The sequence below is a fragment of the Nocardiopsis exhalans genome (assembly GCF_024134545.1).
In the GTDB taxonomy this organism is placed as follows: domain Bacteria; phylum Actinomycetota; class Actinomycetes; order Streptosporangiales; family Streptosporangiaceae; genus Nocardiopsis; species Nocardiopsis exhalans.
This window is the reverse complement of sequence record NZ_CP099837.1, coordinates 1,862,860-1,888,124: the sequence shown is the minus strand read 5'-3', so window position 1 is coordinate 1,888,124 and position 25,265 is coordinate 1,862,860. Positions and strand designations below refer to the sequence as shown.

28 protein-coding genes, 1 tRNA gene, 1 pseudogene and 1 riboswitch are annotated in these 25,265 nt (G+C 69.7%); of the genes and pseudogenes, 10 read left to right on the top strand and 20 right to left on the bottom strand.

Going from position 1 to position 25,265, the window contains the following annotated elements:
* Nucleotides 1–25: 25 nt before the first annotated feature.
* Together pip and NE857_RS08435 are read right to left on the bottom strand one after the other, a co-directional pair.
* Nucleotides 26–982, bottom strand: a complete 957-nt coding sequence (gene pip / locus NE857_RS08440) for a prolyl aminopeptidase (protein WP_254420469.1) — start codon at nucleotides 980–982, stop codon at nucleotides 26–28.
* Nucleotides 983–1,056: 74 nt separating this feature from the next.
* Nucleotides 1,057–1,959 (bottom strand): DUF4429 domain-containing protein, encoded by a 903-nt coding sequence (locus tag NE857_RS08435; RefSeq protein WP_254420468.1) that lies wholly within the window; start codon nucleotides 1,957–1,959, stop codon nucleotides 1,057–1,059.
* Between the two features lie 220 nt (nucleotides 1,960–2,179).
* Here NE857_RS08435 and NE857_RS08430 point away from each other — a divergent pair, with 220 nt between their 5' ends.
* Together NE857_RS08430 and NE857_RS08425 are read left to right on the top strand one after the other, a co-directional pair.
* Nucleotides 2,180–3,895, top strand: coding sequence for an AMP-binding protein (locus NE857_RS08430; protein ID WP_254420467.1), 1,716 nt, complete (start codon nucleotides 2,180–2,182; stop codon nucleotides 3,893–3,895).
* Nucleotides 3,896–4,101: 206 nt separating this feature from the next.
* A complete protein-coding gene (locus NE857_RS08425; protein WP_254420466.1) occupies nucleotides 4,102–5,163 on the top strand; it encodes a 3-deoxy-7-phosphoheptulonate synthase in 1,062 nt (353 codons plus the stop codon).
* Between the two features lie 77 nt (nucleotides 5,164–5,240).
* Here the strand turns inward: NE857_RS08425 and NE857_RS08420 are convergent, their stop codons facing one another.
* From NE857_RS08420 to NE857_RS08410, 3 genes and pseudogenes are all read right to left on the bottom strand, one after another.
* On the bottom strand, nucleotides 5,241–6,479 hold the full coding sequence (locus tag NE857_RS08420) for a metal-dependent hydrolase family protein (protein ID WP_254420465.1): 1,239 nt from the start codon (nucleotides 6,477–6,479) through the stop codon (nucleotides 5,241–5,243).
* Nucleotides 6,480–6,507: 28 nt separating this feature from the next.
* Nucleotides 6,508–6,939, bottom strand: a pseudogene (locus NE857_RS08415) (AbgT family transporter).
* 66 nt (nucleotides 6,940–7,005) lie between these two features.
* The gene (locus NE857_RS08410) at nucleotides 7,006–7,899 is read right to left on the bottom strand and encodes a penicillin-binding transpeptidase domain-containing protein (RefSeq protein ID WP_254420464.1); all 894 of its coding nucleotides are present in this window, start codon (nucleotides 7,897–7,899) and stop codon (nucleotides 7,006–7,008) included.
* Nucleotides 7,900–8,059: 160 nt separating this feature from the next.
* A riboswitch (glycine riboswitch) is annotated at nucleotides 8,060–8,161 on the top strand.
* Between the two features lie 145 nt (nucleotides 8,162–8,306).
* Here NE857_RS08410 and gcvT point away from each other — a divergent pair.
* The 4 genes from gcvT (at nucleotide 8,307) to NE857_RS08390 (ending at nucleotide 12,731) form a co-directional block, all read left to right on the top strand.
* Nucleotides 8,307–9,422 carry a glycine cleavage system aminomethyltransferase GcvT gene (gene gcvT, locus NE857_RS08405; RefSeq protein ID WP_254420463.1) on the top strand — a complete coding sequence of 372 codons (1,116 nt, stop codon included), beginning with the start codon at nucleotides 8,307–8,309 and terminating at the stop codon, nucleotides 9,420–9,422.
* Nucleotides 9,423–9,583: 161 nt separating this feature from the next.
* On the top strand, nucleotides 9,584–9,964 hold the full coding sequence (gene gcvH, locus NE857_RS08400) for a glycine cleavage system protein GcvH (protein ID WP_254420462.1): 381 nt from the start codon (nucleotides 9,584–9,586) through the stop codon (nucleotides 9,962–9,964).
* 1 nt (nucleotide 9,965) lies between these two features.
* Nucleotides 9,966–11,234, top strand: coding sequence for a serine hydroxymethyltransferase (gene glyA / locus NE857_RS08395; RefSeq protein ID WP_254420461.1), 1,269 nt, complete (start codon nucleotides 9,966–9,968; stop codon nucleotides 11,232–11,234).
* 84 nt (nucleotides 11,235–11,318) lie between these two features.
* The gene (locus tag NE857_RS08390) at nucleotides 11,319–12,731 is read left to right on the top strand and encodes an L-serine ammonia-lyase (RefSeq protein WP_254420460.1); all 1,413 of its coding nucleotides are present in this window, start codon (nucleotides 11,319–11,321) and stop codon (nucleotides 12,729–12,731) included.
* A 13-nt stretch (nucleotides 12,732–12,744) separates the two neighbouring features.
* On the opposite strand, the gene NE857_RS08385 is transcribed toward NE857_RS08390, so the two are convergent.
* The 4 genes from NE857_RS08385 to NE857_RS08370 form a co-directional block, all read right to left on the bottom strand.
* Nucleotides 12,745–13,149 carry a type II toxin-antitoxin system death-on-curing family toxin gene (locus NE857_RS08385; protein WP_254420459.1) on the bottom strand — a complete coding sequence of 135 codons (405 nt, stop codon included), beginning with the start codon at nucleotides 13,147–13,149 and terminating at the stop codon, nucleotides 12,745–12,747.
* Nucleotides 13,150–13,353 (bottom strand): hypothetical protein, encoded by a 204-nt coding sequence (locus NE857_RS08380; RefSeq protein WP_184370619.1) that lies wholly within the window; start codon nucleotides 13,351–13,353, stop codon nucleotides 13,150–13,152. It abuts the gene before it with no gap.
* A 284-nt stretch (nucleotides 13,354–13,637) separates the two neighbouring features.
* Nucleotides 13,638–13,898: a type II toxin-antitoxin system RelE family toxin gene (locus NE857_RS08375; RefSeq protein WP_254420458.1), complete on the bottom strand. Its 261-nt coding sequence runs from the start codon at nucleotides 13,896–13,898 to the stop codon at nucleotides 13,638–13,640.
* Nucleotides 13,891–14,142 (bottom strand): type II toxin-antitoxin system Phd/YefM family antitoxin, encoded by a 252-nt coding sequence (locus NE857_RS08370; protein WP_254420457.1) that lies wholly within the window; start codon nucleotides 14,140–14,142, stop codon nucleotides 13,891–13,893. The genes NE857_RS08375 and NE857_RS08370 overlap by 8 nt, the downstream gene beginning before the upstream one ends.
* Before the next feature lie 313 nt (nucleotides 14,143–14,455).
* On the opposite strand from NE857_RS08370, the gene NE857_RS08365 reads away from it, so the two are divergent.
* On the top strand, nucleotides 14,456–15,703 hold the full coding sequence (locus NE857_RS08365; protein WP_254420456.1) for a hypothetical protein: 1,248 nt from the start codon (nucleotides 14,456–14,458) through the stop codon (nucleotides 15,701–15,703).
* 57 nt (nucleotides 15,704–15,760) lie between these two features.
* On the opposite strand, the gene NE857_RS08360 is transcribed toward NE857_RS08365, so the two are convergent.
* From NE857_RS08360 to purU, 8 genes are all read right to left on the bottom strand, one after another.
* Nucleotides 15,761–16,351, bottom strand: a complete 591-nt coding sequence (locus NE857_RS08360; protein ID WP_254420455.1) for an alkaline shock response membrane anchor protein AmaP — start codon at nucleotides 16,349–16,351, stop codon at nucleotides 15,761–15,763.
* A gap of 2 nt (nucleotides 16,352–16,353) precedes the next feature.
* Complete coding sequence (locus NE857_RS08355) at nucleotides 16,354–16,959, bottom strand: DUF6286 domain-containing protein (protein WP_017584136.1); 606 nt, start codon at nucleotides 16,957–16,959, stop codon at nucleotides 16,354–16,356.
* Nucleotide 16,960: 1 nt separating this feature from the next.
* On the bottom strand, nucleotides 16,961–17,329 hold the full coding sequence (locus NE857_RS08350; RefSeq protein WP_425572197.1) for an Asp23/Gls24 family envelope stress response protein: 369 nt from the start codon (nucleotides 17,327–17,329) through the stop codon (nucleotides 16,961–16,963).
* A gap of 14 nt (nucleotides 17,330–17,343) precedes the next feature.
* The gene (locus NE857_RS08345; protein ID WP_017546417.1) at nucleotides 17,344–17,517 is read right to left on the bottom strand and encodes a hypothetical protein; all 174 of its coding nucleotides are present in this window, start codon (nucleotides 17,515–17,517) and stop codon (nucleotides 17,344–17,346) included.
* 43 nt (nucleotides 17,518–17,560) lie between these two features.
* Entirely contained in the window at nucleotides 17,561–17,881 is a 321-nt protein-coding gene (locus tag NE857_RS08340) for an Asp23/Gls24 family envelope stress response protein (protein WP_017584138.1), read from the bottom strand.
* A gap of 2 nt (nucleotides 17,882–17,883) precedes the next feature.
* A complete protein-coding gene (locus tag NE857_RS08335; RefSeq protein ID WP_425572195.1) occupies nucleotides 17,884–18,354 on the bottom strand; it encodes an Asp23/Gls24 family envelope stress response protein in 471 nt (156 codons plus the stop codon).
* A 60-nt stretch (nucleotides 18,355–18,414) separates the two neighbouring features.
* Complete coding sequence (locus NE857_RS08330) at nucleotides 18,415–18,639, bottom strand: CsbD family protein (protein ID WP_254420452.1); 225 nt, start codon at nucleotides 18,637–18,639, stop codon at nucleotides 18,415–18,417.
* A 328-nt stretch (nucleotides 18,640–18,967) separates the two neighbouring features.
* On the bottom strand, nucleotides 18,968–19,855 hold the full coding sequence (gene purU / locus NE857_RS08325; RefSeq protein WP_017584141.1) for a formyltetrahydrofolate deformylase: 888 nt from the start codon (nucleotides 19,853–19,855) through the stop codon (nucleotides 18,968–18,970).
* Nucleotides 19,856–20,046: 191 nt separating this feature from the next.
* Here purU and NE857_RS08320 point away from each other — a divergent pair, with 191 nt between their 5' ends.
* Entirely contained in the window at nucleotides 20,047–21,270 is a 1,224-nt protein-coding gene (locus NE857_RS08320; protein ID WP_254420451.1) for an alanine racemase, read from the top strand.
* Between the two features lie 109 nt (nucleotides 21,271–21,379).
* Here the strand turns inward: NE857_RS08320 and NE857_RS08315 are convergent, their stop codons facing one another.
* Nucleotides 21,380–21,778: a DUF3618 domain-containing protein gene (locus NE857_RS08315; RefSeq protein ID WP_017584143.1), complete on the bottom strand. Its 399-nt coding sequence runs from the start codon at nucleotides 21,776–21,778 to the stop codon at nucleotides 21,380–21,382.
* 17 nt (nucleotides 21,779–21,795) lie between these two features.
* Nucleotides 21,796–22,905 (bottom strand): CDP-alcohol phosphatidyltransferase family protein, encoded by a 1,110-nt coding sequence (locus NE857_RS08310; RefSeq protein ID WP_254420450.1) that lies wholly within the window; start codon nucleotides 22,903–22,905, stop codon nucleotides 21,796–21,798.
* Nucleotides 22,906–23,232: 327 nt separating this feature from the next.
* Here NE857_RS08310 and bcp point away from each other — a divergent pair, with 327 nt between their 5' ends.
* Both bcp and NE857_RS08300 read left to right on the top strand, forming a co-directional pair.
* On the top strand, nucleotides 23,233–23,715 hold the full coding sequence (gene bcp / locus NE857_RS08305) for a thioredoxin-dependent thiol peroxidase (RefSeq protein ID WP_254420449.1): 483 nt from the start codon (nucleotides 23,233–23,235) through the stop codon (nucleotides 23,713–23,715).
* Nucleotides 23,716–23,792: 77 nt separating this feature from the next.
* Nucleotides 23,793–23,867 (top strand) — tRNA-Leu (locus NE857_RS08300).
* Nucleotides 23,868–23,922: 55 nt separating this feature from the next.
* Here NE857_RS08300 and NE857_RS08295 read toward each other — a convergent pair.
* Nucleotides 23,923–25,104 (bottom strand): serine/threonine-protein kinase, encoded by a 1,182-nt coding sequence (locus tag NE857_RS08295; RefSeq protein WP_254420448.1) that lies wholly within the window; start codon nucleotides 25,102–25,104, stop codon nucleotides 23,923–23,925.
* Nucleotides 25,105–25,265: the final 161 nt, after the last annotated feature.

Sequence of the window (25,265 nt, the reverse complement as noted above, 5' to 3'; positions counted from 1 at the left end):
TCCCTGCTTCTTCAGCCCGGCTTCACTACTTCGCGAAGCGGTCGGTGGCCTCGATCAGCTGGTCGAGGATGCCCGGCTCGCTGAAGGCGTGACCGGCGTCGTCGATGATGTGGAACTCCGCCTCCGGCCAGGCGCGGTGCAGGTCGTAGGCGGTGCGCACCGGGGTGCACACGTCGTAGCGTCCCTGGACGATCACGCCCGGGATGTCCCGGATGCGCTCCGCGCCCTCGATGAGCTGCTCGGGTGTGAAGAACCCCTTGTTGTGGAAGTAGTGGTTCTCGATCCGGGCGAAGGCCAGCGCGTAGTCCTCGTCCGCGTGGTGCTCGCGCAGCGCCGGGTTGGGCCGCAGCGTGACCGTCGACCCCTCCCACACGCTCCACGCGCGGGCGGCCGCCAGCCGCACCTCCCGGTCCGGGGACTCCAGGCGGCGGGCGTAGGCGCCGATCAGGTCGTCGCGCTCCTCCTCCGGGATGGGCTCCAGGTAGGACTCCCACAGGTCCGGGAAGAGGTACGAGGCGCCGTCCTGGTAAAACCAGCGCAGCTCCTGGTCGCGCAGGGTGAAGATGCCGCGCACGATCAGCTCGGTGACGCGTTCGGGGTGCTTCTGGGCGTAGGCCAGGGCCAGGCAGCTGCCCCAGGAGCCACCGAAGACCTGCCAGGCGTCCACGCCGACCATCTCGCGCAGGCGCTCGATGTCCTCGACCAGCGCCCAGGTGGTGTTGGTGGACAGGTCGACGTCCATGCGGCTGGCGTGCGGAGTGGAACGACCGCAGTTGCGCTGGTCGAACAGGAGGATGCGGTACTTCTCCGGGTCGAAGAGCCGACGGTGGTCGGCCGTGCAGCCGCCGCCCGGGCCACCGTGCAGGAACACCACGGGCTTGCCCGCGGGGTTGCCGCACAGCTCCCAGTAGACGCGGTGTCCGTCGCCGACGTCGAGCATGCCCGAGTCGTACGGCTCGATGGGCGGGTACAAGGTGCGCAAGGCTGATGACCTCTCTTCGCTTTTCGTGGCTGTGTCGGCCGTGGCCGTGTGCATGGCTTTCGCCGGAACCGGGGTCAGAGCCGGTCCAGGAGCTCGGCCTTCTTGGTGCTGAACTCGCTGTCGGTCAGCAGTCCCTCGGCGTGGAGGCTGCCCAGCTCCCGGATCTTGGCGAAGACCGCCTCGCTGCCTTCGGGCTGGCGCGCGGCCTCCAGCTCAGCGGGGGCGCCAGCGCCCTCCAGCGCGGTCACCTCATCCGCCTGGGCGATGTGGGCGTTGACGGTGGCCGCCATCAACAGGCTCTCCTCACTACCCTTCAGGCCGTGCGAGGCCAGGGTGAAGAAGTCGTGCTCCAGCCCGGAGGCCTCGGGCAGGGTCACCCCGCGCAGCACCACACGCAGGGAGCCCTCGTCGAAGTCGACCTGCGGGAACCACTGGAGGCACTCGATCTCCGCCAAGGGGAACTCGCGCGACCTCTCCTGCCCCTTGGCGGTACTGGCCATCCAGCCGTCCCACTGGAGCCGCAGCCGGTCCCCGTCGAAGGTTGCCGAGCCCTCCCCCGTGCGCGCCTGGAAGGGCGGTCCGGGCACCAGCCCCAGGCCGACCTGAACGGGGTCCATCAGTGCGGTGAGGGTCTCGCGGGCGTAGCGGGCGAACTCGGCGATCCGGTCCGCGCAGTACTCGGCGACCAGTTCCAGGTCGTGCGGCCCGGTCAGCCGCAGCGGCGTGGTGGCGTGGGCGACGCCCCCCGTCTCCAGGGGCGCGTAGGGGTCTGCCCCGTCAACCAGGCGCAGCCGGATCCGCCACCCGTTCTTGCGGTCGCCGGGGTCGAACTCCACCTCGCGCACGGCCGCCAGCGGAACCGAGCACTGACCCAGCGCCTTGAACAGGGCCGGAACCTTGCGTCCGGTACCGAAGCTGACACGTACGCTCTCCTCGTCGAAACGCCAGAGGGCGTGGTGTCCGCGAAGTTCCTCCATGGGCAACCATCCTAGGGGTGCCCCCGTGAGGCGAAAGTCCCCGGCCCGGCCCCGACCACGCCGGGGTCGGGCGGAGGAAAGGGCCGGTTCGGGGTCGAGGGGTCGGGACGGCCCGGAGCGGGTAGAACCGCAGGGGCACACCCCGTCCCGCCACCCGTCCGGTGGCTGGGGGCCCGTGGGCGGTGCGCCCGGCGCGCCGTCCCCGAACCGGAGGCCTTCGATGTCGAAAGAGATGTCCGAGGGGGCACGGGAGTTCCGCGCCGCGCGGGACCTGCTCCTACAGCACCGGGAGGACCAGGAGACCGCGCACCGGGAGTTCACGTGGCCCCGGCCGGAGCGGTTCAACTGGGCGCTGGACCACTTCGACCACGTGGCGGCCACCCGCCCGGACCGGACGGCGCTGTGGTTGGTGGAGGAGGACGGCACCGAGGTCCACCACACCTACCGGCAGCTGTCGGAACGCTCCAACCAGGTGGCCAACTGGCTCATCGGCCAGGGCGTGCATCCGGGGGACCGGATCATGCTCATGCTCGGCAACCAGGTCGAACTGTGGGAGACCCTGCTCGCCGCGATCAAACTGGGTGCCGTGGTCTGCCCGACCGCCACCAACCTCTCCGAGGGCGACCTGGTGGACCGGCTGGACCGGGGCGACGTCGCGCACGTGGTCTGCTCGCCCGCCGACACCGAACGGTTCGAGCACCTGAGCGGGCACTGGACGCGCGTCTGTGTGGGGTACATGGAGGGGTGGCTCAGCTACCCGGACTCCGAGCACGCCGGGTTGGACTTCACCCAGCCCCACCGCACCTCCCCCGACGACCCCCTGCTGCTGTACTTCACCTCCGGCACGAGCGCGCGCCCCAAACTGGTCACGCACACCCAGAGCTCCTATCCGGTCGGGCACCTTTCCACCATGTACTGGCTGGGCCTGCGCCCCGGCGACGTGCACCTGAACGTCTCCGCGCCCGGCTGGGCCAAGCACGCCTACAGCAGTGTGTTCGCGCCGTGGAACGCCGAGGCCACGGTGCTGGTGGTCAAGCAGAACCGGTTCGATCCGGCGACCCTGCTGGACGCGGTGGTGCGCTGCCGGGCCGACTCGCTGTGCGCGCCGCCGACGGCCTGGCGGATGCTGCTCCAGGCCGACCCGGGCACCTGGAAGGTGGGGCTGCGCGAGGTGGTCTCGGCCGGTGAGCCGCTCAACCCGGAGATCGTGGAGCGGATCCGCGAGGCCTGGGGGCTCACCGTGCGCGACGGGTTCGGGCAGACCGAGACCACCCTGCTCATCGGCAACGGCCCCGGCCAGGAGGTGGTCGCGGGTTCGGTGGGGCGTCCCATGCCCGGCTACGACATCGTGCTGCTCGACCCGGAGACCGAGGAGGCCGCGGACTCGGGGGAGATCTGCGTGGATCTGGCCAACGAACCCGTGGGCGCGATGCGCGGCTACTCGGACAGCCCCGAACGCACCCGGGAGGTGACCCGGCGCGGCCTGTACCGCACCGGCGACTTCGCCACTCGGGATTCGCGCGGTTACATTACCTATATCGGCCGATCCGACGATGTGTTCAAGGCCTCGGATTACCGCATCTCACCATTTGAACTGGAAAGCGTTCTGGTCGAGCACGAATACGTGGCCGAGGCCGCGGTGGTGCCCTCGCCCGACTCGCTGCGGCTGTCGGTGGCCAAGGCGTACGTGGCCCTGGCCGAGGGTGTGGCACCCGACGCCGAGACCGCGCGCGCCGTCCTGGAATACGCCCGCGGCCGCCTCTCCCCCTACAAGAGGGTCCGCCGCCTGGAGTTCACCACTCTGCCCAAGACCGCCTCGGGTAAGATCCGACGAGTGCGGCTGCGCCAGGCGGAGGCCGAGCGCGGCACGGTCACCGACGGCACGCGCAACGCGCGCGAGTTCTGGGAGGAGGACCTCCCCGGGCTGCAGGACTGAGTCCGCACCTCGCGCCGGGTTTCGGCGGGAATGGCCACCGCGCATTTTCGTCTCAACCAATGAGACGAACTCTTCCGCAATGCGCGAATGTGGCCTTTCCCATCCCCGGCCCCCGTCGAATTTGCCGACGCGACCGCGTCCGGCGCGCCCGGCCGCGCTACGGTTCTGTTGCCACACGATCAACATGACGGGACCTAGGGGAGACGATGACGAGCACCAACGACACACGGGTGGCGAGCTACAAGCCACTCATCGCCCCCCAGGACCTGCTCGCCGAGCTTCCCCTGGGCGAGGAGAGCGCGACCCTCGTGGAGAGCTCCCGCTCCGAGGTCAAGCGTGTCCTGGACGGCGAGGACGACCGCCTCCTGGTCGTCGTCGGCCCCTGCTCGGTGCACGACACCGAGTCGGCCCTGGACTACGCCCGCCGCCTCAAGGCCCTGGTCCCGTCGGTGAGCGACGAGCTGTGCGTGGTCATGCGCGTGTACTTCGAGAAGCCGCGCACCACGGTGGGCTGGAAGGGCCTGATCAACGACCCGGGCCTGGACGACACCTACGACGTCCACCGCGGCCTGCGCACCGCCCGCAAGCTGCTCATCGACATCGACGCCCTGGGGCTGCCCGCGGGCACCGAGTTCCTCGACCCGATCACCCCGCAGTACATCGCCGACGTCGTCTCCTGGGGTGCGATCGGCGCCCGCACCACCGAGAGCCAGGTGCACCGCCAGCTCAGCAGCGGTCTGAGCACCCCGGTCGGTTTCAAGAACGGCACCGACGGCGACGTGCAGGTGGCCGTGGACGCCGTGGGCGCGGCGGCCGCCTCCCACACCTTCTTCGGCGTGGACCCGGCCGGCGCCGGTTCCGTGGTCGTCACCGAGGGCAACCCGGACTGCCACGTCATCCTGCGCGGCGGCCGCAGCGGCCCCAACCACGACCCCGCCTCGGTCAGCGCGGCCCTGGACGTCCTCGAGAAGTCCAAGCTGCCGCGCCGTCTGATGATCGACGCCAGCCACGCCAACAGCGGCAAGGACCACGTCCGCCAGGCGGAGGTGGCCCGCGAGATCGCCGCACAGGTCGCCGAGGGCCAGAAGGGCATCATCGGTGTGATGCTGGAGAGCTTCATCGAGGAGGGTGCCCAGAAGCTGGGTGACCCGGCCGAGCTCACCTACGGCCAGTCCATCACCGACAAGTGCATGAGCTGGGACACCACCGAGGGCGTCCTGGAGAACCTCGCCGAGGCCGTCCGCCGGCGCCGCAAGAACGCCGCCTGACGCACGACCTCCGCACAGCCGACGCTATGTGGGGCCTACGCGGATACCGCGTAGGCCCCATCGCCTGTTGCACGGGTTCAGGCCCGGGTGTCCTTGACGACCTCGCCGTCCTGGACGACCAGCACGATGTTGGCGCGGTCGCCCAGCAGGGCGATGTCCGCGAGCGGGTCGCCCTCGCACACCACGAGGTCGGCGAGTTTGCCCGCCTCGACCGTGCCCACCCGGTCGGCCGCGCCCAGCAGCTCGGCGGCGTTGCCCGTGCCCGCCACGATCGCCTGCATGGGCGAAAGCCCCACGGACACCAGCTGGGCGAGTTCGCGCAGGTTGCGGCCGTGCTCGGAGATACCGGCGTCGGTGCCCATCGCCACACGCACCCCGCGGCTCACCGCGTGTGTGATGCGCTCGTAGGTCTCATCCGCCAGGGCGCGCTTGGTGTCGATCGACTTCTGCGACATGAGGTGGATGCGGTCCTCGAAGTCGAACGTGGTCAGGGTCGGCACCAGGAACGTGCCGCGCTCCAGCATGAGGTCGATGCCCTCGTCGTCGATCAGGTAGCCGTGCTCGATACTGGCCACCCCGCCGCGCACCGCGTTCCGGATCCCCGCCGCGCCCTGGGCGTGTGCGGCGACCGGTCGCCCGCCGTGCTTGGCGGTCTCGTCGACGATCACCCTGATCTCCTCCTCGGTGATCCCCTCGTCCGTGGGGCCGTCGGAGGGGCTTGACAGCCCGCCGGTCGCGCACACCTTGATCACGTCGGCGCCGTCCCGGACCAGACGGCGGGTGGCCACCCGGACCTCCTGCGGAGAGTCCGCGATCTCGGCGGCGGTGTGCTCGCAGTCGTGCGAGTTGGCGCCCGAGGGCAAGGTGAAGTCGGCGTGGCCGCCGGTGTGGCTCATCAGGCGCAGCGCCATGCTCAGCCGCGGGCCCCGGATCAGGCCCCGCTCCTGGGCGATCCGGAACCCGGCGTCGGCCCCGCCGAGGTCGCGGGCGCCGGTCACACCCGCCTCCAGGGTGAGGCGCATCCGTTCAGCGGACTCGAAGGCGTGCAGGCTGCGCGAGACCCCGGAGTTGTTGGCGGCCAGGGCACGGCCGTCGGCGAACCCGAAGTGCACGTGGGTGTCGATGAACCCGGGCAGCAGGGTGCGCCCGCCCAGGCTCTCCACGGTGTCCTCGGGGCGGGGCTCCGGCGCGTCGGCCGCGGGCCCCGCGTAGGCGATCACACCGCCCTGGACCAGCACCGCGGCGTCCGCGACCGGCGCGGAGCCGGTGCCGTCGACGAGGGTGAGGTCCCGGTACAGGGTCCTGGCGCCGGTCATGGGAGGTCTCCTTCGGGGTTGGTGTGGATCAGATGTGCGAGTACATACCCGGGCAGACCGGCAGACCGGCGAAGCAGAACACCGCGAGCACAGTGGCCCAGAGCACCAGGAAGGTCAGTGAGAAGGGCAGGGCCCGCGCGATGACGCTACCGATTCCGGCCTTGGGCTCGTACTGGCGCGGGAAGCCCAGGATGATCACCACGTAGGGACTGAGCGGGGACAGCGCGTTCGAGGTGGAGCCACCGGTCCGGAAGGCCGCCTGGACGAACCCGGGTTCGTAGCCGATCAGGGCGAACATCGGCACGAACGCGGAGGCGACCTGGGCTCACTGGGCGGAGCCCGAGATGATGAAGAGGTTGATCAGGAACGCCAGCAGGATGAAGCAGACGATGGCGCCGAAACCGGTGAACCCGGTGGCCTCCAGCCCCTCGGAACCCCGGATGGCGATCCAGGTGGGCACCCCGGTCCAGCTCCGCTCCCCCGGCGACCCCTGACCGCGTTCCCGGGCCCCGGGCCCCGGCGCGGTCTACTCCGCGGGCAGGACCTCCAGGGCCACCAGGAGTTCGCGGCCCAGGGACTCGCGCTGCTCGGCGTCGTCCTCCCCCTCGACCTCCAGGCGCAGGGCGAACGTGTGCAGCTGGTCGCCGTGCTCGACCCAGCCGACCCACCAGCCCGGTACGGGGTCCACGTTCACGCCCAGGCCGGTCCGGCCGAAGAGCTCGTGGTCCGGTCCTTCCTCCACCTTGAGCAGCTCGCGCAGGGCCTCCTGGTGCTCGACGTCCACGGGCAGTTCCGCGCGGGCGAGCTCGGCGACGAAGGTGGCCTGCTCCAGCGCGGAGATCTCCAGCGGACCCTCCAGCCAGAAGCGACCCATCTCGCCCTCTTCGCCCACCTGGCGGTTGCCGTAGTCGAAGCGGTCCACCCAGGTGGACATCCGCTCGTGCCCGATCCGGTCGGCGACCTCCTGGTGCACCGGGACGTCGGTGGTGGGCAGGGCCTCGCGCAGGCTCAGCTCCTCGCCGTCCTCGGGGGAGATCACCTCGTCCACGTCGGCCACCTCGCCGGTCTGGAGGGCGATCAACGTGTTCGGCAGCTTGAACGTGGAGGCGGGCACCGCGCGCTCGCGCGCCCCCTCCGGGTTCACCACGACCGCGGAGCGGTCCCCGGCGTCGAAGAGGACGAAAGTCCCGGTCACCCCCGCCTCGGCGAAGACCGCTTCCAGGTCCTCGCGTTCCACGGTCTGAACGTCGCCCAGTTGGACGGGGTTGCCGACGGTCCCCTGGTCGGGTCCGTTCTCTTCCTCGGAACCTCCGCAGGCGGCGCCGGCCAGCAGGGTGATGGCACACCCGGCCGCGCCGACGGCGAAGAGGCCGGGGGCACGCCCCGGCCTCGCGGTAGCGCGTTCGGTGTCGGTGCGCACTCGTCTCCTCCACAGGCTGATCGACGGAACGTCCACCCACAAAGCTAACCCGTGCGGTTACCCACTGGGGCTGGGTTCGGTCGGTTGGGCGGCGGTTGTCCACAACCGGCTGGCCAGTCTTGGGCGCCCTGTGTCGCCGCTGCTAGGCTGAACGTGTTGCTGACCCCGTACGGGAGAGAGTCCGCGTATCCAGCGTGGGCCGCCGAAGGAGCAATCCCTCCCCGATGACAACCTCTCAGGCACACCGGACCGTACGGGCGAGACCACTCTGGAAAGCAGGGACACGTTCCCTCGCCGAAGGTGCAAACCACGCCGAGCGCGCGGTGAAGCTCTCAGGCACCCATGACAGAGGGGGAGGATGGCAACGCCTATCGCACGACACGACGCCCATCCTCTCGGGAGTGCCCATGTCAGAGCCCACGTTCGCGCCGCGCGTCACCGCGCTGCACAAGATCCACGAAGAGGCCGGGGCGACCCTCGTCGACTTCGCCGGGTGGCTGATGCCGCTCCGCTACGCCAGCGAGACCGCCGAGCACACCGCGGTCCGTGAGGCCGCCGGGCTCTTCGACCTCTCCCACATGGGTGAGATCCGGCTGGTCGGCCCGCAGGCCGCCGAAGCCCTCGACCACGCACTGGTCGGCTTCCTGTCCAAGGTGAAGGTGGGCCGCGCCCGCTACACCATGATCACCGCCGAGGACGGCGGGGTCCTGGACGACCTCATCGTCTACCGGCTCGGCGAGCAGGAGTACCTGGTCGTGGCGAACGCGGCCAACGTGCCGGTGGTCGCCTCCGCGCTGGCCGAGCGCGCCACGGGCTTCGACGTCGAGGTCACCGACGAGTCCGCCGCCTACTCGCTGATCGCGATCCAGGGCCCGCGCGCGGTCGAGATCCTCGCCCCGCTCACCGACGCCAACCTCGACGACATCCGCTACTACGCCGGGTACGAGCACACCGTGGCCGGGGTTCCGGTCCTGCTCGCCCGCACCGGCTACACCGGTGAGGACGGCTTCGAGATCTTCGTCAAGCCCGCCGACAAGGCACCCGAGATCTGGGCCGCCCTGATGGCCGGGGGTGCCCGGCACGGACTGGTCCCGGCCGGACTCTCCTCCCGCGACACCCTCCGCATGGAGGCCGGGATGCCGCTGTACGGCCAGGAGCTCAGCGCGGACCTCACCCCCTTCGACGCCGGTCTGGGCCGCGTGGTCAAGCTCGACAAGCCGGGCGACTTCGTCGGCCGCGCCGCCCTGGAGGAGGCCTCGCGCACCTCCCGGGAACGGCGCCTGATCGGGCTCGCCGGCCGCGGCCGCCGCCCGCTGCGCAAGGGCCAGGACGTGCTGCGCGACGGAGCCGTCATCGGAGTCACCACCAGCGGCGCCCCCTCCCCCACCCTGGGCCGCCCCATCGCCATGGCCTACGTGGACGGCGACCTCGACACCTCGACCGGCACGTTCACCGTGGACGTGCGCGGCCGGGGCGAGGAAGTCGACGTGGTCGAGCTGCCGTTCTACAAGCGACAGCCGTAGGAAACGGGGGCCGCCACCGCGCGGCCCCGACGACCTGCACGCACCGACGGCTGGATTCCCATGAGGAACCGGCACGGCCGGGGCGTGACCAGGCGTAGGCCGGGCCGGGTCGCCGTACGGGCGCACGGCAGACAAATGGAACACCTCCAAGGAGAGTTGAAGTGAGCGTTCCCACGGAGCTGGGTTACACCGCCAAACACGAGTGGATCGCGGTCGAGGGCGGGATCGCCACCGTCGGTATCACCGCGTTCGCCGCCGAGGCGCTGGGCGACATCGTCTACGTCGAGACCCCTGAGGTCGGCAGCGAGGTCACCGCCGGGGAGACCGCGGGCGAGGTGGAGTCCACCAAGTCCGTCAGCGACATCTACTCCCCCGTGAGCGGAGAGGTCGTCGAGGTCAACGAGGGCCTCGAAGACGCCCCCGAGACCATCAACTCCGAGCCCTTCACCGGTGGCTGGCTGTTCAAGGTGCGCGTCTCCGAGGAGCCCGCGGATCTGCTCTCCGCCGAGGAGTACACCAAGCTGACCGAAGGCGAGAACTAACATGACCAGCGACAACCTGCTCAACCAGACCCTCGGTGAGCTGGACCCCGAGGTGGCGGCGGCGGTCGACGCCGAACTGGCCCGCCAGCGCGACACCCTCGAGATGATCGCCTCGGAGAACTTCGCCCCGCAGGCCGTCCTGGAAGCCCAGGGCACCGTCCTGACCAACAAGTACGCCGAGGGCTACCCCGGCCGCCGCTACTACGGCGGCTGCGAGCACGTCGACGTCGTCGAGCAGCTGGCGATCGACCGCGCCAAGGAGCTGTTCGGCGCCGAGCACGCCAACGTGCAGCCGCACTCCGGCGCCCAGGCCAACACGGCCGTGTACTTCGCGCTGCTCAAGCCGGGCGACACGATCCTGGGCCTGGACCTGGCCCACGGCGGTCACCTGACCCACGGCATGCGCATCAACTACTCCGGCAAGATCCTCAACGCCGTCGCCTACCACGTGCGTGACGAGGACGGCACCGTCGACTACGACGAGGTCGCCGCCCTGGCCAAGGAACACCAGCCCAAGATGATCGTCGCGGGCTGGTCCGCCTACCCGCGCCACCTGGACTTCGCCAAGTTCCGCCAGATCGCCGACGAGGTCGGCGCGCTGCTCATGGTGGACATGGCGCACTTCGCCGGTCTGGTCGCGGCCGGGCTGCACCCCAACCCGGTACCGTTCGCGGACGTGGTCACCACCACCACCCACAAGACCCTGGGCGGCCCGCGCGGCGGCATGATCCTGACCAGGGCCGAGTACGCCAAGAAGATCAACTCCGCGGTCTTCCCCGGCATGCAGGGCGGCCCGCTGGAGCACGTGATCGCGGCCAAGGCGGTCTCGTTCAAGGTCGCGGCGAGCGAGGAGTTCGCCGACCGCCAGCGCCGCACGGTGGCGGGCGCGCGCATCCTCGCCGACCGGCTCAACCAGCCGGACGCGGCCAAGGTCGGCGTCAAGGTCCTGACCGGCGGCACGGACGTCCACCTGGTCCTGGTCGACCTGGTCGACTCCGAGCTCAACGGCCAACAGGCCGAGGACCGGCTGCACGCGGTGGGCATCACCGTCAACCGCAACGCCGTCCCCAACGACCCGCGCCCGCCGATGGTGACCTCGGGTCTGCGCATCGGCACCCCGGCCCTGGCCACACGCGGCTTCGACGACGCCGACTTCGCCGAGGTCTCCGACGTCATCGCCGAGGCGCTCAAGCCCGGGTTCGACGAGGCCGCCCTGCGCGACCGCGTCAGCGCTCTGGCTACCAAGCGCCCGCTCTACCCCAACCTGTAGCAGTGCCCGCCGTGTGGGCCGCGAAGGCCCACACGGCGCCGGTCACCACGGCCCCATCCCCTGTGCTCAATGAGGAGGACAGCCATGGCCATCAGCGTCTTCGACCTGTTCAAGATCGGTATCGGACCGTCCAGTTCGCACACCGTCGGCCCGATGAAGGCGGCCCGGACGTTCGTATCCGGGTTGCGTACCGAAGACCTGCTGCCGCGGGTCGCCCACGTGCGGGCGGAGCTGTACGGCTCCCTGGCGCTCACCGGCAAGGGGCACGGCAGCGACACCGCAGTGATCCTGGGCCTGATGGGGCACAGCCCCGAGCTCGTGGACGTGGACGCCGTCCCGCGGCTGGTGGAGGAGGTGCGGACCGCCAGGACGCTGTTCCTGGGCGGCCCGGACGGCCCGCCGGTGGCGTTCGATCCTGCCGTCGACGTGGACTTCCGGCGCAAGGAGAGCCTGCCCGACCACCCGAACGGGATGCGCTTCGTGGCGCTGGACGCCAAGGGCGTCGAGGTGGCGGCGAAGGTGTACTACTCGGTGGGCGGCGGTTTCGTCGTGGACGAGCGGGCCGCGGGCGCGGACCGGATCAAGGCCGACGACACCGAGGTCCCCCACCCCTTCGCCTCCGCCGAGGAGCTGTTGGAGCTGTGCGACCAGACGGGCATGTCGATCAGCGCCCTGATGCTCGCCAACGAGCAGGCCTTCGGCCGCACCCCGGCCGAGATCCGCGCCGAACTGCTGGAGATCTGGGCGGCGATGCGCCAGTGCGTGCGCCGCGGGGTGACCACCGAGGGCAGCCTTCCCGGCGGCCTGAAGGTGCCCCGCAGGGCGCACCGGCTCTACCGCCAGCTGGGCGGCAACTGCGACGACCACGGCCTGCTCGCCCCCACCCACGTGGACCCGGACCCGATGCGCGGCAGTGACTGGATCACGCTGTACGCCCTGGCCGTCAACGAGGAGAACGCCGCGGGCGGCCGCGTGGTGACCGCCCCGACCAACGGCGCGGCCGGTATCGTCCCGGCGGTCCTGCACTACTACCTGCACTTCAGTCCGGGCGCGGGCGACGACGGAGTGGTCCGCTTCATGCTGACGGCGGCGGCCATCGGCATACTGTTCAAGCAGAACGCGTCCATCTCCGGCGCCGAGGTGGGCTGCCAGGGCGAGGTGGGTTCGGCCTCCTCGATGGCGGCGGCCGGACTGGCCGAGGTCCTGGGCGGTTCCCCGGCCCAGGTGGAGAACGCGGCGGAGATCGCCATGGAGCACAACCTGGGCCTGACCTGCGACCCGATCGGCGGCCTGGTCCAGATCCCGTGCATCGAACGCAACGCGCTGGCCTCCGTCAAGGCGATCAGCGCCACCCGCATGGCCCTGCGCGGCGACGGCAGCCACTTCGTGAGCCTGGACAAGGTCATCAAGACCATGCGCGACACCGGCCGCGACATGCACGACAAGTACAAGGAGACCAGCCGCGGCGGCCTCGCGGTCAACGTCATCGAGTGCTGATCGGCCCAGCGGTTCAGTTCAGCACGTGGAAGGCGCGCAGGGCAGCCGCGATGTCCTCGATGTCGCCGAGTTTTCCCTCGGCGACATAGAGGACGAAATGCTCGGCGCGATCCACATCGACAGGTTCCGCCAGGGACCACCCGTTCACTTCGAGGAAAGTCGCCGCGGAGTTCCACGCGGCTCGCTTGTTGCCGTCGAAGAACACATGGTTTCTGGCCAGGGAGTGCATCAACGCGGCGGCCTTCTCAAAGATGTCCGGGTAGTGCTCGTCCCCGAACGAAGACCCCATCGGGCGGTGGACCGCACTCTCCAGCAGCCCGGTTTCGCGAACCATGGCAGGGCCCTGGCCTTCCTGGGCCAGAGCCATGGTGGTGATTTCGATGACCATCGCCGAGTCCAGGTAGAAGACGTCGTCCACCTACTTGGCGAGCCTTTCGTTGAGCTCGGCGGAGAGGGTGGTGACGCGCTTTGCCGCAGCCTCGAAGCGGCGGCGACGGACGTCGGCGAGCACGCTCTCCCGCATCTCCTGGACCAGCTCCTGCGGTGACCGCTGCTCAGCGGCAGCTGTCTGCCGGATCTGTTCCGACTCCGCCTCCGTGAACTCGATACCGAGCGCGGACATGCTCACCCCCTGTAGTACACGTCTGGCTACCAGAGTACACACAGGCGCCGAGAGACGGATCTGATCTTCCGAACGGGAATCACCCGGGGACATCTCGGGTTGTACCAGGCGCACGGTCGGCACCCGGGCTTGAGCCTCCCACCCGCTCGCCCAGTCGACCGTCACCCCGGGTCTGGTGGCTCGAGCCCAGCTCGCCACCAGACTCGCCCCCCGTCCCGGGCCTTTCGCAGCAGGAAGTCCACGGATTCTCTCACGGCAATTCCCGGAGCCCTGCGGGCGGTCGCTCAGTCGTAGATCGTCGACCGATGTCCCACCTGGACCACGACAATGATCAACTGACCATTGTCGACCGTGTAGACCACCCGGTAGTCCCCGACTCTCAGCCGACGGTGCCCGGGCACACCGACCAGTGCGGTGGTACCGAACGCGAACGGGTCGGTCTCCAGCTCGGCGAGTTTGCGCAGGATGGCCATAGCGTAATCGCGCGGCACCTTTCGGAGTTCCAGCTGCGCCTCGACCTTGAACACGGTGGTGTACTTACTCATCACGCGCCAAGGTCTCAGCCATGACGTCAGCGATCGGGACCGTGGGGGAGTTCCGCCTCTCCTCGACGAGTCTGCGCAGCTCTTCCTCCTCCCGGGCTCTGGCCTGCTCCAGGACCTCCATCGGTACGAAGGCCCCGACGGCTCTACCGTTACGGGTCACCACGGTGGCGTCGCCTGACTTCGCCCGGTCGATCGCTTCGGACAGGTGGGCACGGAACTCTCGAGAGGACAGCGTCTGAGTCATGCGACAAGCGTACCCTGAGCACACTGTGTACACAACGTACTTTTATGGAGAGGTAGCCGCATACGCAGGCCTCGACCTCAGACGAAGTCCGCCGACCCGCCAGGGACCGCTCACCTTTGACCGCATCCGGCCACCGCGCTCGGGCCGGGCCGTCCGAGCTCGGTTTTTCAGCGGATCGGCCTGCCCCATCCACCTTTCACGAAAAACGCGTGGGTGTTCTCACTTCAATTCCGAAAACCCCGCGAATTCACACCATCCGCGAGTGGTATAGATTTCGGCCGTGACCTCCAGAACCCTTTCCCCAGTTATACGCGTGCTCGCCCCCACGGCCGCGCTGTCCCTGTTCCTCTCCGGCTGCGGTCTCGTCAACGGTTCCTCGGGCGAAGAGGAAACCACCGCGGCCTCGGCCGAGTCCCCCGCCGCCGAGGAAGAAGCCCCTCAGGAAGAGGACACCGAGGAGGAGTCCGAGGAAGAAAGCTCGAACACGCCTTCCCTGGCCGACCCCGGGATCCTCACGGCCAACTGCGGCGTGCGGGAAGGGTGGGTCGAATACACCCTGTACTCCGACACCGCCGAGCAGATTCTCCATGCCCGCTTCGACATCCTGGGCGTCGACCGCGCCGAGTCCCCGGACCTCTCGCACGGCCGTGCGGTGGACGCCGGTATCGCCCTGGGCACCTCGTGCCACAAGGAGGCGCCGCCCCTGTTCCCCGAGCGGCACCTCGTCCTGGTCACCTTCAGTGAGGAGGTGAACGGTAACGACGTCAAGGGGTTCGGAGTCCTGTCCGAGGACGGCGTGTTCACGGCGCTCAGCCCCGAACAGGAGGTCGGCGACTTCGCCACCCCGATCAACTACGTCCACCCGGTGGCCGACCCGGAGCGCGACAGAATCCTCTTCGTGCAGGACGAAGGCGGGAGCGAGCACACCATCCACGCGATGGATCTGGAGAGCGGGGAGATCACCGACCTCGACGGCACCTGCGCCAGGACGCGTTGCGAACAGCTCACGGTCGTACCGGGGATCGACGCCGCCGTGCTCTACGGGCACCACTTCGTCGGCATGGCCGTCATCGACGACGGCGCGGGGTTGGTCGGAAGCGTCGACTCGCACCTCGCGCACTACTACGACCTCAGCGACCAGGTCGGCGCCGACGTGGTCGATCTGACCCGTGACGGCATCAACTCGAACCGCTCCTCCGATGTGCGGGTGGACCCGACGGCCACCTTCCAGGCCCTCGACGACGGCACCCTGGTCTTCGACGACAACGTGCTGAGCGTCATGGAGTTCACTTCGGAGACCCCCGCGGAGTACGAGGCGGCGAACGAGGGCGTCATCTACATCGAACAGGAACCGCTGCCCGCCGACCGGACCCTGATCCCGGAGGGCACCCGGTCCAACTCCGCCGCCTTCGTGTCCCACGACTCCTCCGAGGTCGTCTTCCGCTCCAAGGCGCCGAACGGCGACACCAGCTGGTACCGGGTTCCCGCGGACGGATCAAGCGAACCGGAGGAATTCCCCGGGCTGCCCACGAACCTCAACGCGATCCTGTCCTGGACGTAGCACGCGAAAGGGGTCGGCGCGCGGTGCGCGCCGACCCCCGCTGTTTCCCGGAGTGCCTCAGGCCAGGCTGCGCCGGGGGTTCTTGGCCGGGGCGGTCATGGACATCCGGATGACCGTGGGGACCTGGTCCAGTTCGAGGGCGCCTCGCAGGTTGGCGATCGCCTCCGAGCGGACCCGCTGCCACACGCTCGCCACGTCGGCGTCGTCCTCCAGGGTCAGCGCCAGCCGCAGGTGCGGTCGGTCGCTGGACTCGGTCAGGCGGGCTCGGGCCCGGCGGACTCCCGGGTAGTCGGCGACCTCCTGTTCCAGGGCGCCGCGGGCCACGCTCTCGGTCATCTCGACGTTGCCCGCGTCGTCGCGTTCCAGGAACAGGCGGCCCACCGTGTCGTTCATGCCCTGCACCATCAGCCACCGCAGAGCCAGGAAGCCCGCCACGAAGGCGACGGCCACCGCCGCGTAGGGAACCCACCGCTGGGCGAGCACCTCGTTCACCTGATCCCCGAGCAGGGGCGAGGCGGCCAGGTCGCCGCCGAACAGGCCCTGGCCCACCGCGAGGGCGGCCAGGCCCGCGGCCAGTAGCACCGACCCGACGATCACCAGGCCCAGGCGGTTACCCCGGGCCGACCTCCGAGACCTGTCGCGCGCCATGGTCAACCCTCCGCGTATCGAACGTGCGTGGCGATCCGCATGCTGCGCAGCGGGGCCAGTTCCTCCAGGCGGTGCTCCACGGCCGCGGTCACCTCGGCGGGCAGTCCGCGTGACTCGCGCATACCGGTGCGCACGTGCACCCGGAGCTTGTTGCCGCGCACGGCCACGTTGACGCTGTCGACCCCGCTCACGTCCTGGGCGGCGGCGGCCACGGCCCGGCGCAGCGCGGGCCGGGTCAGGCCGACCACCAGCGCCGGGTCGTCGGTGCGCAACGCGGTCCACCGGCTCTGTCCGGGGGCCAGCGCGACCACGATCAGGGCCAGGCCGATCAGTGCCAGGACCCCCGAGGCGATCTGCACGGAGGGTTCCGACCAGGTGGTGGCGGCCGCGTAGTCGGTGGCCGCGCCGACCGGGATCAGGCGTAGCGGGTTACCCGCGAGAGCGGCGATGACCTCGGCGGCGGCGACCACGGCCACCACCAGGATCACGAGTCCGGTGAGCACCGCGGGCCAGGAGCGGCGCGGCCGGAACGTGTGGACTGCGACCCGCTTGGCGCGGCGGTCGAGCCCCTGGCTCGGACGACCGAGCACCTCTTCCACGGTGGTCATGTCAGCGCACCAACTCCGCGATCTCGATGTCGATGTGGTGGACCTGTTTGCCGGTGATCCACTCGAGCCGGTTCTTGACGTGTTCGCGTACCGCCTGGGCGACCTGGCGGGTGGGCCGCGGGTAGTCCACCTCGATGCGCAGCCGCAGGAGGACGACCTCTCCGCTGACACGGGCGCGGGCCGCCCTCGAACGCGCGGCCCGCGCCCCGGGGACCTCGCCGACGGCCCTGGCGGCCGTCTTCTCGATCACGGCCCCCGGGATGTCGGTGCGGCCTCCGGGGTCCCGCGTGCGGGCGTGCCTTCCAGCCCCCTCCCCCGGGGGTGCGGCCACCCGTTGGCGGGGGACCGTATCGCTCCGAACGCCGACCACGACCTCACCCCTGTCTACGCCGACCGCCGTGTGAACATCTCGGCGAGGTCGATCTCACCCTCCATCGCCCGGCCCGCGACGAACCCGACGAGGCCGAGGACCAGAACCAGCGCGAAGGCGGGAAACCCGCCGAACGCCGCCGCGAGCCCGAGCACCGTCCCGTAGGACAGCCCAACGATGGGCCACATGGCTACCCCCTCTAATCAGAACGCCCTGCTTGTAGGTCTGTGTTCAGCTGGCGGTGGTGCGTGTGCCGTCACCGAGGCCGGCGACCACGTCCTCCACGGACACGTGGACGGCGCGGCCGCCGGACAGCGGGGCCAGGCCCCGGCGGATCTCGGTGGCGATCTCCGGCAGCGGACGCCCGTAGCGCACGACCACGCCGACCTCGACGTAGCCGTCGCGTACCGTCACCCCCCGAATCCGTCCCCCCGGCACGGCCGTGCTCAGGGTTCCGAAGGCCCCGGAGGACAGTTCGACCACGTCGGGAAAGCCCGTGGCCGCCTCGGCGATGGTCCGTGCGGTCTCGCTGCGGGCGTCGCTGCCGGCCACGGCTAGCGGACCCTGGGTTCGGAGTCGCCGTCGTCGGCGGACTCGTCGTCCTCGGGCAAGTGGATGTCGTCCACCTTGATGTTGATCTCGGTGACCTCGAGGCCCGTCATCCGCTCGACCGCGCTGGTGACGTTGCGGCGCACCGCGGCGGCCAGGTCCTGGATGGCCGCGCCGTACTCGACGACCACGTCGATGTCGACGGCGGCCTGGCGCTCCCCGACCTCGACCGAGACCCCCTGGGCCACCGAGCTGGAGGAGCTGCCGCCGCTCACGGCGTCGCGCATGGCCCCCACCATGCGGGCGGTCCCACCGCCCATGGCGTGGACACCGCCGATCTCACGGGCCGCCATTCCGGCGATCTTGGCCACGACACCGTCGGCGATCTGGGTGTGGCCCTGCTGCTCGTCCCGGTTGGCGGCGTTGCGCTTACCGGCGGCGTCGCGGGCGCTCGGCACCGCGGTTTCGGTCTTCATGTCCGACACTGGTCCCCCTACGCAGTGTGCAAAACAGTGTGCAAACCGTTCTGGAGTCTTCTACTTCTTCTTGAAGACGTCCTTGATCTTCTCTCCCGCGGACTCGAACGCGTCCTCGGCCTTGTCCTTGAGCTCCTCGGCCTTGCCCTTGGCCTTGTCCGCGGCGTCCTTGGCCCCGGCCTTGGCCTGGTCGGCCTTGCCCTCGAACTCGGTACCGCGGTCGCCGGTGGCCTTGCCGAAGGCTTCCTTGCCCTTGCCGGCGGCGTCGTCGAAGTGCTTGCCCATTTGTGCCCCCTGATCAGAGTCGGTTCGACTCAGGGTTGATGGACCGAAACCCAGGTCGGCCCGGGTCGGGACGACCGGAGAGGTTTCGACCTCATCACACCATATACACACTCTATGTAGTCAACAAGGTACTGAGAGCCATGAATTGCTGGTACAGAGGGTCATGGTCTTACCATCCTTGCCCCAAAACCCCATCCGGAACCCCGTCTGGGCCAGAAAAACGTCAGGGGTGCCAGCAGGCACCCCTGAGCGTCCGAAATCGAGTTGTTCCCGGCCGTGTCACCGGATAGAGCCGCTGGCTCTGACGGCCCCGGTGGTTCTGGCGGCTCTAGTCGAAGATGACCGTCTTCTCGCCGTTGAGCAGGACCCGGCGCTGGGCGTGCCAGTTGACGGCGCGCGCCAGGGCCACCGACTCCAGGTCGCGGCCGATCGCGGTGAGCTGCTCCGGGCTGTGCGTGTGGCCGACCCGGGAGACCTCCTGCTCGATGATCGGGCCCTCGTCCAGATCAGCCGTGACGTAGTGGGCGGTGGCGCCGATCAGCTTCACCCCGCGTGAGTGTGCCTGGTGGTAAGGGCGGGCGCCCTTGAAGCTCGGGAGGAAGGAGTGGTGGATGTTGATGATGCGCCCGGACATCTTGGTGCACAGCTGCTCGGAGAGCACCTGCATGTAGCGGGCCAGCACCACCAGGTCGACATCGTAGGAGTCGACCAGCTCCAGGATCCGTCCCTCCTGCTCACGCTTGGTCTGCGGAGTGATCGGCAGGTGGTGGAAGTCCACGCCGTAGGAGTCAGCCAGGAACTCCAGGTCGGGGTGGTTGGAGACCACCGCGGCGATGTCGATGTCCAGCAGGCCGCTGCGCTGGCGGTAGAGGAGGTCGTTGAGGCAGTGCCCGAACTTGGACACCATCACGATCATGCGCGGGCGCACGTCCCGGGCCTGCAGGTCCCACTCGACGAACGAGTCGCCGGGGCCGCTGCCGAAGTCACCGGCCAGGGCGGCGAAGGCGCCGCGCAGCACGTCCTCGCCGACCGCGCCGGAGGTCCCGGACTCGGTCACGAACTGCATCCGCAGGAAGAAGCGACCGGTGAAGTGGTCGCCGTACTGCTGACTCTCGGTGATGTTGCACCCGTGGTCGGCCAGCAGGTTGGCCACCGCGGCCACGATGCCCCGACTGTCGGGGCAGGCAAGGGTCAGGACGTACTCGCGCTCGCTCATGAAAGGAACCACTCCCGGGGTCGACCGGCCGATCAGCCGTGACGCCCCAGGATATCGAGCGCACGGAACCGGTGAAGTCGTTCCCGGGGTATCCCGTGTCACCTGCGGCTATGGCGGAAGTTCCCCGAAGGCCGCAAAATCGGATCCTTCGGTCAATATGAAAGACATTCATGTTCTGGCATGCTCAAGAGATGACTAGCCTGCGTGAGAAGTACGAGGCCGCCACGCGCGAAATCCAGGCCCCCTTCGCCATGGTCGACCTGGCCGCCTTCCGCGCCAACGCGACCGACCTCACCCGCCGCGCCCACGGGCGCCCCATCCGGGTGGCCAGCAAGTCCGTGCGCTCCAGGGAACTGCTGCGCACCGCCCTGGCTCTGCCCGGCTACGCGGGCGTCATGGCCTTCACCCTGCCCGAGGCGCTCTGGCTGGCCACCGCGGGCCCCGAACCGGTCAGCGACGACATCCTCGTCGCCTACCCCACCGCGGACACCGACGCCCTCACCGAACTGGCCTCGGACCCCGCCGCCACACGCGTGATCACCCTGATGGTGGACGACACCGCTCACCTCGACCTCATCCGCGCCGCCGTGGCCAGGGCCGACCGCGGCTCCGACGCCCCGGCGGTCCGGGTCTGCCTGGACATCGACACCAGCTGGCAGCCCCTGGGCCCCGGCGTGCGCGTGGGCGCCTACCGCTCCCCCGTACGCACTCCCGCCCAGGCCGCCGCGCTGGCCCGCGCCGTCGTGCGCCGCCCTGAGCTGGAACTCGACGGGATCATGGCCTACGAAGGGCAGATCGCCGGGGTGGGCGACGCTCCCCCCGGCCGCCCCCTGTACGGGCGCCTGCTACGCGCCGTCCAGCGCCGCTCCGCCCTGGAACTGGCCAGACGCCGGGCCGCGATCACCCGCGCGGTACGCCGGGTCGCCCCGCTTCGCTTCGTCAACGGCGGTGGTACCGGGAGTCTGCACACCACCGGACGCGAACGGGCGGTGACCGAACTGGCCGCCGGTTCCGGCCTCTACCAGCCGCACCTGTTCGACCAGTACCGGTCCTTCAGCGGCCGCCCCGCCGCGCTGTTCGCGCTGCCCGTGGTCCGCCGGCCCGCCCCGACCGTGGCCACCGTCCTGGGCGGCGGCTACCCGGCCTCCGGGCCCGTCGACGCCCACCGCGCCCCGGTCCCCCACCTGCCGACTGGCCTGTCCTACAGCGCCACCGAGGGCGCGGGCGAGGTCCAGACCCCGCTGATCGGGGAGGCAGCCCGCGACCTGGCCGTCGGCGACCGGGTGTGGATGCGCCACGCCAAGGCCGGTGAGCTCTGCGAGCGCTTCGACACCCTGCACCTGATCGACTCCGACACCGGAACGTACGAGGGCGCGGTGCCCACCTACCGGGGCGAGGGCCAGACCTTCCTCTGATCCTCACCCGACGGCAGAGCCCCGAACGCCATGGAACGGGCACAACGGAACGGAGCCCGCGCGATCCTTCGCGCGGGCTCCGTTGCGGACCGTCGGAGGTTGGGTGCGGCTACTTCCGCTTGCGGCGGACCGCCCAGGCGACAACACCCACCGCGATGACCGTACCGACCCCGGCCGCGAGGATCAGCGCCTCGGGCGGCAGCTGACCGCGCGACTGGTAGGTGGTCACCACCTTGTCGTCACCCTTGATCACGATGCTGCCCTCCTCGGGCTGCACCAGGTGGCTCTCCACACGCACCGCGCCGCCGCCGAGCACGAGCGCCCGGGCCTCGTCGAAGATCCGGGTCCCCCGCTCCTTGGCCTTCGCGACCTGGCGCCGGGCGATGTTGGCCGGGCGGGCCTGCACGCTGAGCTCGTCCAGTGTCTCCGCCAGCCGGCGCTGCTCCCGGTTGATCTCAGCCTGGATCTCGTCGGGGGTCTGGCGCGGTTCGGTGTCGCTTTCCGCCATTCGGCTGCCTCTCTCCACTAGCGCACGGTTGTCTGAGAGTCCGAGTCCGAGCCGGTGTCCCGACCCTGTTCCTCCGCGCCGTCGGACGGACCGGAAAATCTCAGCGCGCCATCGATTCCGTCGACCACACGGAAGAAGTCCCGCGTGGACAACCACAGTTTATAGATGATGGCGATCTCGAAGGCGAGCAGCAAAACGCCGACAAACGCCGTGATCCAGCCGATAATCCACGGACCGAAGAGAGCCGCGGCGACCGGGGCGACCATGAAGACCGCCATCTGGAACTCGATCCCGCCGACCAGGTGGGTCCGGATCCGGCGGGCGTTCAACGCCGCCCAGAACCGCTGGTACCAGGGGAAACGAGTCCGGAACTCCTGGTGCAGGTCCACCTTGGGCAGGGTCAGGTCCGGCTGCTTGCCCGCGGTGCGCTGGTTGCGCGCCTCCCGCTCGTTCTGGCTGCGCAGGATCTGCTCCAGCACGCCGATGCCGTGTCGCAGCACCGCCTGCTCGCCGCCGTCACTCATCGTCCGGCGGCCGCCGCCGGTCGCGTCACCGGTGGCGTCACCACTGGCGTTGCCCCCAGGCTCCAGCATGGACAGCGCCGCGCGGGCCCGCTCCAGGGCCGCCGCCAGGTGCGAACGCATCTCCCGGCGGACCTTGTACACCTGGAGCGCGTTCAGATAACGCAGCATGTCCAGGAAGACCACGGCCAGCGCCAGCCAGACGAACGCCACGTGCTCGGTCTCCCGGTACTGGCCGCCCATCAAAGCGACCACGCACACCAGGACCCGGAAGCGGTCCGAGACGTAGTCCATCCAGGCACCGAAGAGCGATTCGGAGCCAGTGAGCCGGGCGAGCTTGCCGTCCGTGCAGTCCACGAGGAAGCACACGTAGTACAGCAGGGCACCCAGGATGAGCAGCTGCCAGAAACCGAAGGCGAAGCACACGGCCGCGCCCAGGCCCAGGAAGAGGGCGACCACGGTCAGCTGGTTGGGGGTGATCGACGTCCGGTTGGCGATCTGCCGCACGAGCCGGACCGCGATCGGGTCCACGAGGTAGACCGTCAGCCAGGAGTCGCGTTCCTTGAGCGTACGAGCCCTGACCTCGTCGAGTGTGAATCCAGGCATCGTGGCGAACTACTCCCAAAGCGAAGCGGATGTGTCCCGGTCGGCGGCCGCCGGACACATCCTGCGGGTCACGGGCGGCCCGCGCACGCTACGCCATGTCCCAGGGGGCGGCCAACCTATAGCACATGGTCAACAATAGGTGATCGAACCGCTGGTCACTCCCAAAGCGGATGAACCGAACCGGAATCGCAACCGAAGAACCGCCACCTCGCCGACCAGCGCCGACGAACCGGCCCCCGGCGGCGAGAACGTGAGGATCGGTACTGTGTGCCATGGACATCCGGACCGGTATACCCGGTCCGCCAGCCGCAGACAGGAAGAAACATCGTGAGCGAGCCCATCCGCCTCGAGCCCGGCGACCAGGCACCCGACTTCACCCTCGACGACGCCGACGGCCGGCCCGTCAGTCTGAGCAAGGTGCTGGCCGACACCGGCAAGAGCGTCGTCCTGTACTTCTACCCGGCCGCCATGACGCCCGGGTGCACCACCCAGGCCTGCGACTTCCGGGACAACCTCACCGAGTTCGCCGCCGCGGGCTTCACCGTCCTGGGCGTCTCCCCGGACAAGCCCGAGAAGCTCGCCCGGTTCCGAGAGAAGGAGAGCCTGACCTTCACCCTGCTCGGCGACCCCGACAAGGACACCCTGAGCGCCTACGGGGCCTTCGGTGAGAAGAAGAACTACGGCCGCGTCGTTCAGGGCGTCATCCGCTCCACCGTCATCGTGGGCACCGACGGCAAGGTCCAGAAGGCCTTCTACAACGTGAAGGCCACCGGCCACGTGGACCGCGTCAAGAAGGAACTGGGAGTCTGACCCGGTTGATCGGTCGTCCGGTAACCACGGGGCCGGACGACCGGTCGTCTCCCGAATCCCGGTAGAGTGACCCCGTCGGGGCCGTAGTCCAACTGGCAGGAGACGGCAGCTTTAGGTGCTGTACAGTGCGGGTTCGAATCCCGCCGGCCCCACGAAAAAGGGATGACCTCGCAGCTCGTGCGAGGTCATCCCTTTTTACTTACCGGCCTATGTCTCCAAGCCGAAGAGCGCCCACATGACCAGGGCCAGCAGGGCGATGATGCCCAGACCCACGGCGGCGGCCCGGGTGAGGTGGCTGCGGTCGGAGTGCTTGCCCGACTTGGTCAGGCCCAGCGTCTCGGAGGACTCGCGGATGGACAGCATGATCGAGTTCATCGTCTCCGGGCTGTGCCGCAGCCGTTCGCTGATGGACTCGGCCAGGGCGTGCGCGCCCGCGCGGAAGTGCTCCCGGGCGGACTCGCGCTCCTCGGTCTGCTCGCCCTCGGCCGCGGCGGGACCCGCCGCGGCGCCGTCGGGGCCGCCGACCGGGGTCTCACCGGGGGCGGGCTTCTCCGGAGCCCAGGGGGCCAGGGCGGCGATGCGCAGCATCTTGGCGGCGTTCTCCGCGCTCAGCCGCTCGCCGGGCTCGACCCGCAGCATCCCGGCCAGCACGGGGGCGAGCGGACCGGCGTTGGCGGCCTCCTTCGGCTCGTCCAGCTGTTCCTGGCGCAGGATCTTGATGTAGCCCTTGCGGTCATAGGGCGGGTAGCCCTCGACGGCGGCGTACAGGGTGGCACCCAGGGACCAGATGTCGGACTCGGGGCCGACCGGGCCCGCCTTGGCGCGCTCCGGCGGGATGTAGGCGGGTGAGCCGATGATGCGTCCGGAGGAGCTCAGTGCGGACTCGCCGTTCCAGGCGGCCAGTCCGAAGTCGGTCAGCACCACCCGTCCTGCCTCGCTGATCATCACGTTGTCCGGCTTGACGTCGCGGTGGACGATGCCCTCGCCGTGCGCGACCTTGAGCGCGTCGATCAGGTTCAGCCCGATCTCGGCCACACGCTGGTAGGGCAGCGGGCCGCCGACCTGGATGATCTCCTCCAGGGTGGAGGCCTCCAGCAGTTCCATGACGATCCACGGCCGCTCGTCCTCGTCCACGACGTCCAGCACGGTGACCAGGCTGGGGTGGGTGAGGCGCCCGGCGACGCGGGCCTCGCGGGTGGTGCGCTGGACCAGCGACTCGCGCTCGGAACGGCTCAGGTCCGCGGGCAGGCGGAGCTCCTTGACCGCGACCTCGCGCTTGATGACCAGGTCCATGGCGCGCCAGACGGTGCCGACACCGCCGCGGGCGATCTCGGAGGTCAGCTGGTAGCGACCCATCAGCAGCCGTCCGCCGGCCTCCGGCTCAGCCACGGCCGCCTCTGGACGCGCGGGATCGGGCGACGTCTGGGGCCGCTGCGTGTGGGGGTTTTCTAGGGAGGACACGGTTATCCACGGGTCCATTCACCGGCCATGGTGGCCTCCTGCGGAGCATTGCGGTCGCTGTCACCACGTAGGTGCACGGATCACTCGTT

Bases quoted from the DNA above. Each gene is read 5' to 3' on its own strand.
- purU (WP_017584141.1), bottom strand. From the start codon at position 19,855: ATGAGCGAGCGCGAGTACGTCCTGACCCTTGCCTGCCCCGACAGTCGG.
- NE857_RS08380 (WP_184370619.1), bottom strand. From the start codon at position 13,353: ATGTCCGCGCTCGGTATCGAGTTCACGGAGGCGGAGTCGGAACAGATC.
- NE857_RS08370 (WP_254420457.1), bottom strand. From the start codon at position 14,142: ATGACTCAGACGCTGTCCTCTCGAGAGTTCCGTGCCCACCTGTCCGAA.
- NE857_RS08390 (WP_254420460.1), top strand. From the start codon at position 11,319: ATGGCCATCAGCGTCTTCGACCTGTTCAAGATCGGTATCGGACCGTCC.
- NE857_RS08320 (WP_254420451.1), top strand. From the start codon at position 20,047: ATGACTAGCCTGCGTGAGAAGTACGAGGCCGCCACGCGCGAAATCCAG.
- NE857_RS08425 (WP_254420466.1), top strand. From the start codon at position 4,102: ATGACGAGCACCAACGACACACGGGTGGCGAGCTACAAGCCACTCATC.
- NE857_RS08335 (WP_425572195.1), bottom strand. From the start codon at position 18,354: ATGAAGACCGAAACCGCGGTGCCGAGCGCCCGCGACGCCGCCGGTAAG.
- NE857_RS08315 (WP_017584143.1), bottom strand. From the start codon at position 21,778: ATGGCGGAAAGCGACACCGAACCGCGCCAGACCCCCGACGAGATCCAG.
- NE857_RS08310 (WP_254420450.1), bottom strand. From the start codon at position 22,905: ATGCCTGGATTCACACTCGACGAGGTCAGGGCTCGTACGCTCAAGGAA.
- NE857_RS08330 (WP_254420452.1), bottom strand. From the start codon at position 18,639: ATGGGCAAGCACTTCGACGACGCCGCCGGCAAGGGCAAGGAAGCCTTC.
- NE857_RS08430 (WP_254420467.1), top strand. From the start codon at position 2,180: ATGTCGAAAGAGATGTCCGAGGGGGCACGGGAGTTCCGCGCCGCGCGG.
- NE857_RS08355 (WP_017584136.1), bottom strand. From the start codon at position 16,959: ATGACCACCGTGGAAGAGGTGCTCGGTCGTCCGAGCCAGGGGCTCGAC.
- NE857_RS08435 (WP_254420468.1), bottom strand. From the start codon at position 1,959: ATGGAGGAACTTCGCGGACACCACGCCCTCTGGCGTTTCGACGAGGAG.
- NE857_RS08345 (WP_017546417.1), bottom strand. From the start codon at position 17,517: ATGTGGCCCATCGTTGGGCTGTCCTACGGGACGGTGCTCGGGCTCGCG.
- glyA (WP_254420461.1), top strand. From the start codon at position 9,966: ATGACCAGCGACAACCTGCTCAACCAGACCCTCGGTGAGCTGGACCCC.
- gcvT (WP_254420463.1), top strand. From the start codon at position 8,307: ATGTCAGAGCCCACGTTCGCGCCGCGCGTCACCGCGCTGCACAAGATC.
- NE857_RS08375 (WP_254420458.1), bottom strand. From the start codon at position 13,898: ATGAGTAAGTACACCACCGTGTTCAAGGTCGAGGCGCAGCTGGAACTC.
- NE857_RS08420 (WP_254420465.1), bottom strand. From the start codon at position 6,479: ATGACCGGCGCCAGGACCCTGTACCGGGACCTCACCCTCGTCGACGGC.
- NE857_RS08360 (WP_254420455.1), bottom strand. From the start codon at position 16,351: ATGGCGCGCGACAGGTCTCGGAGGTCGGCCCGGGGTAACCGCCTGGGC.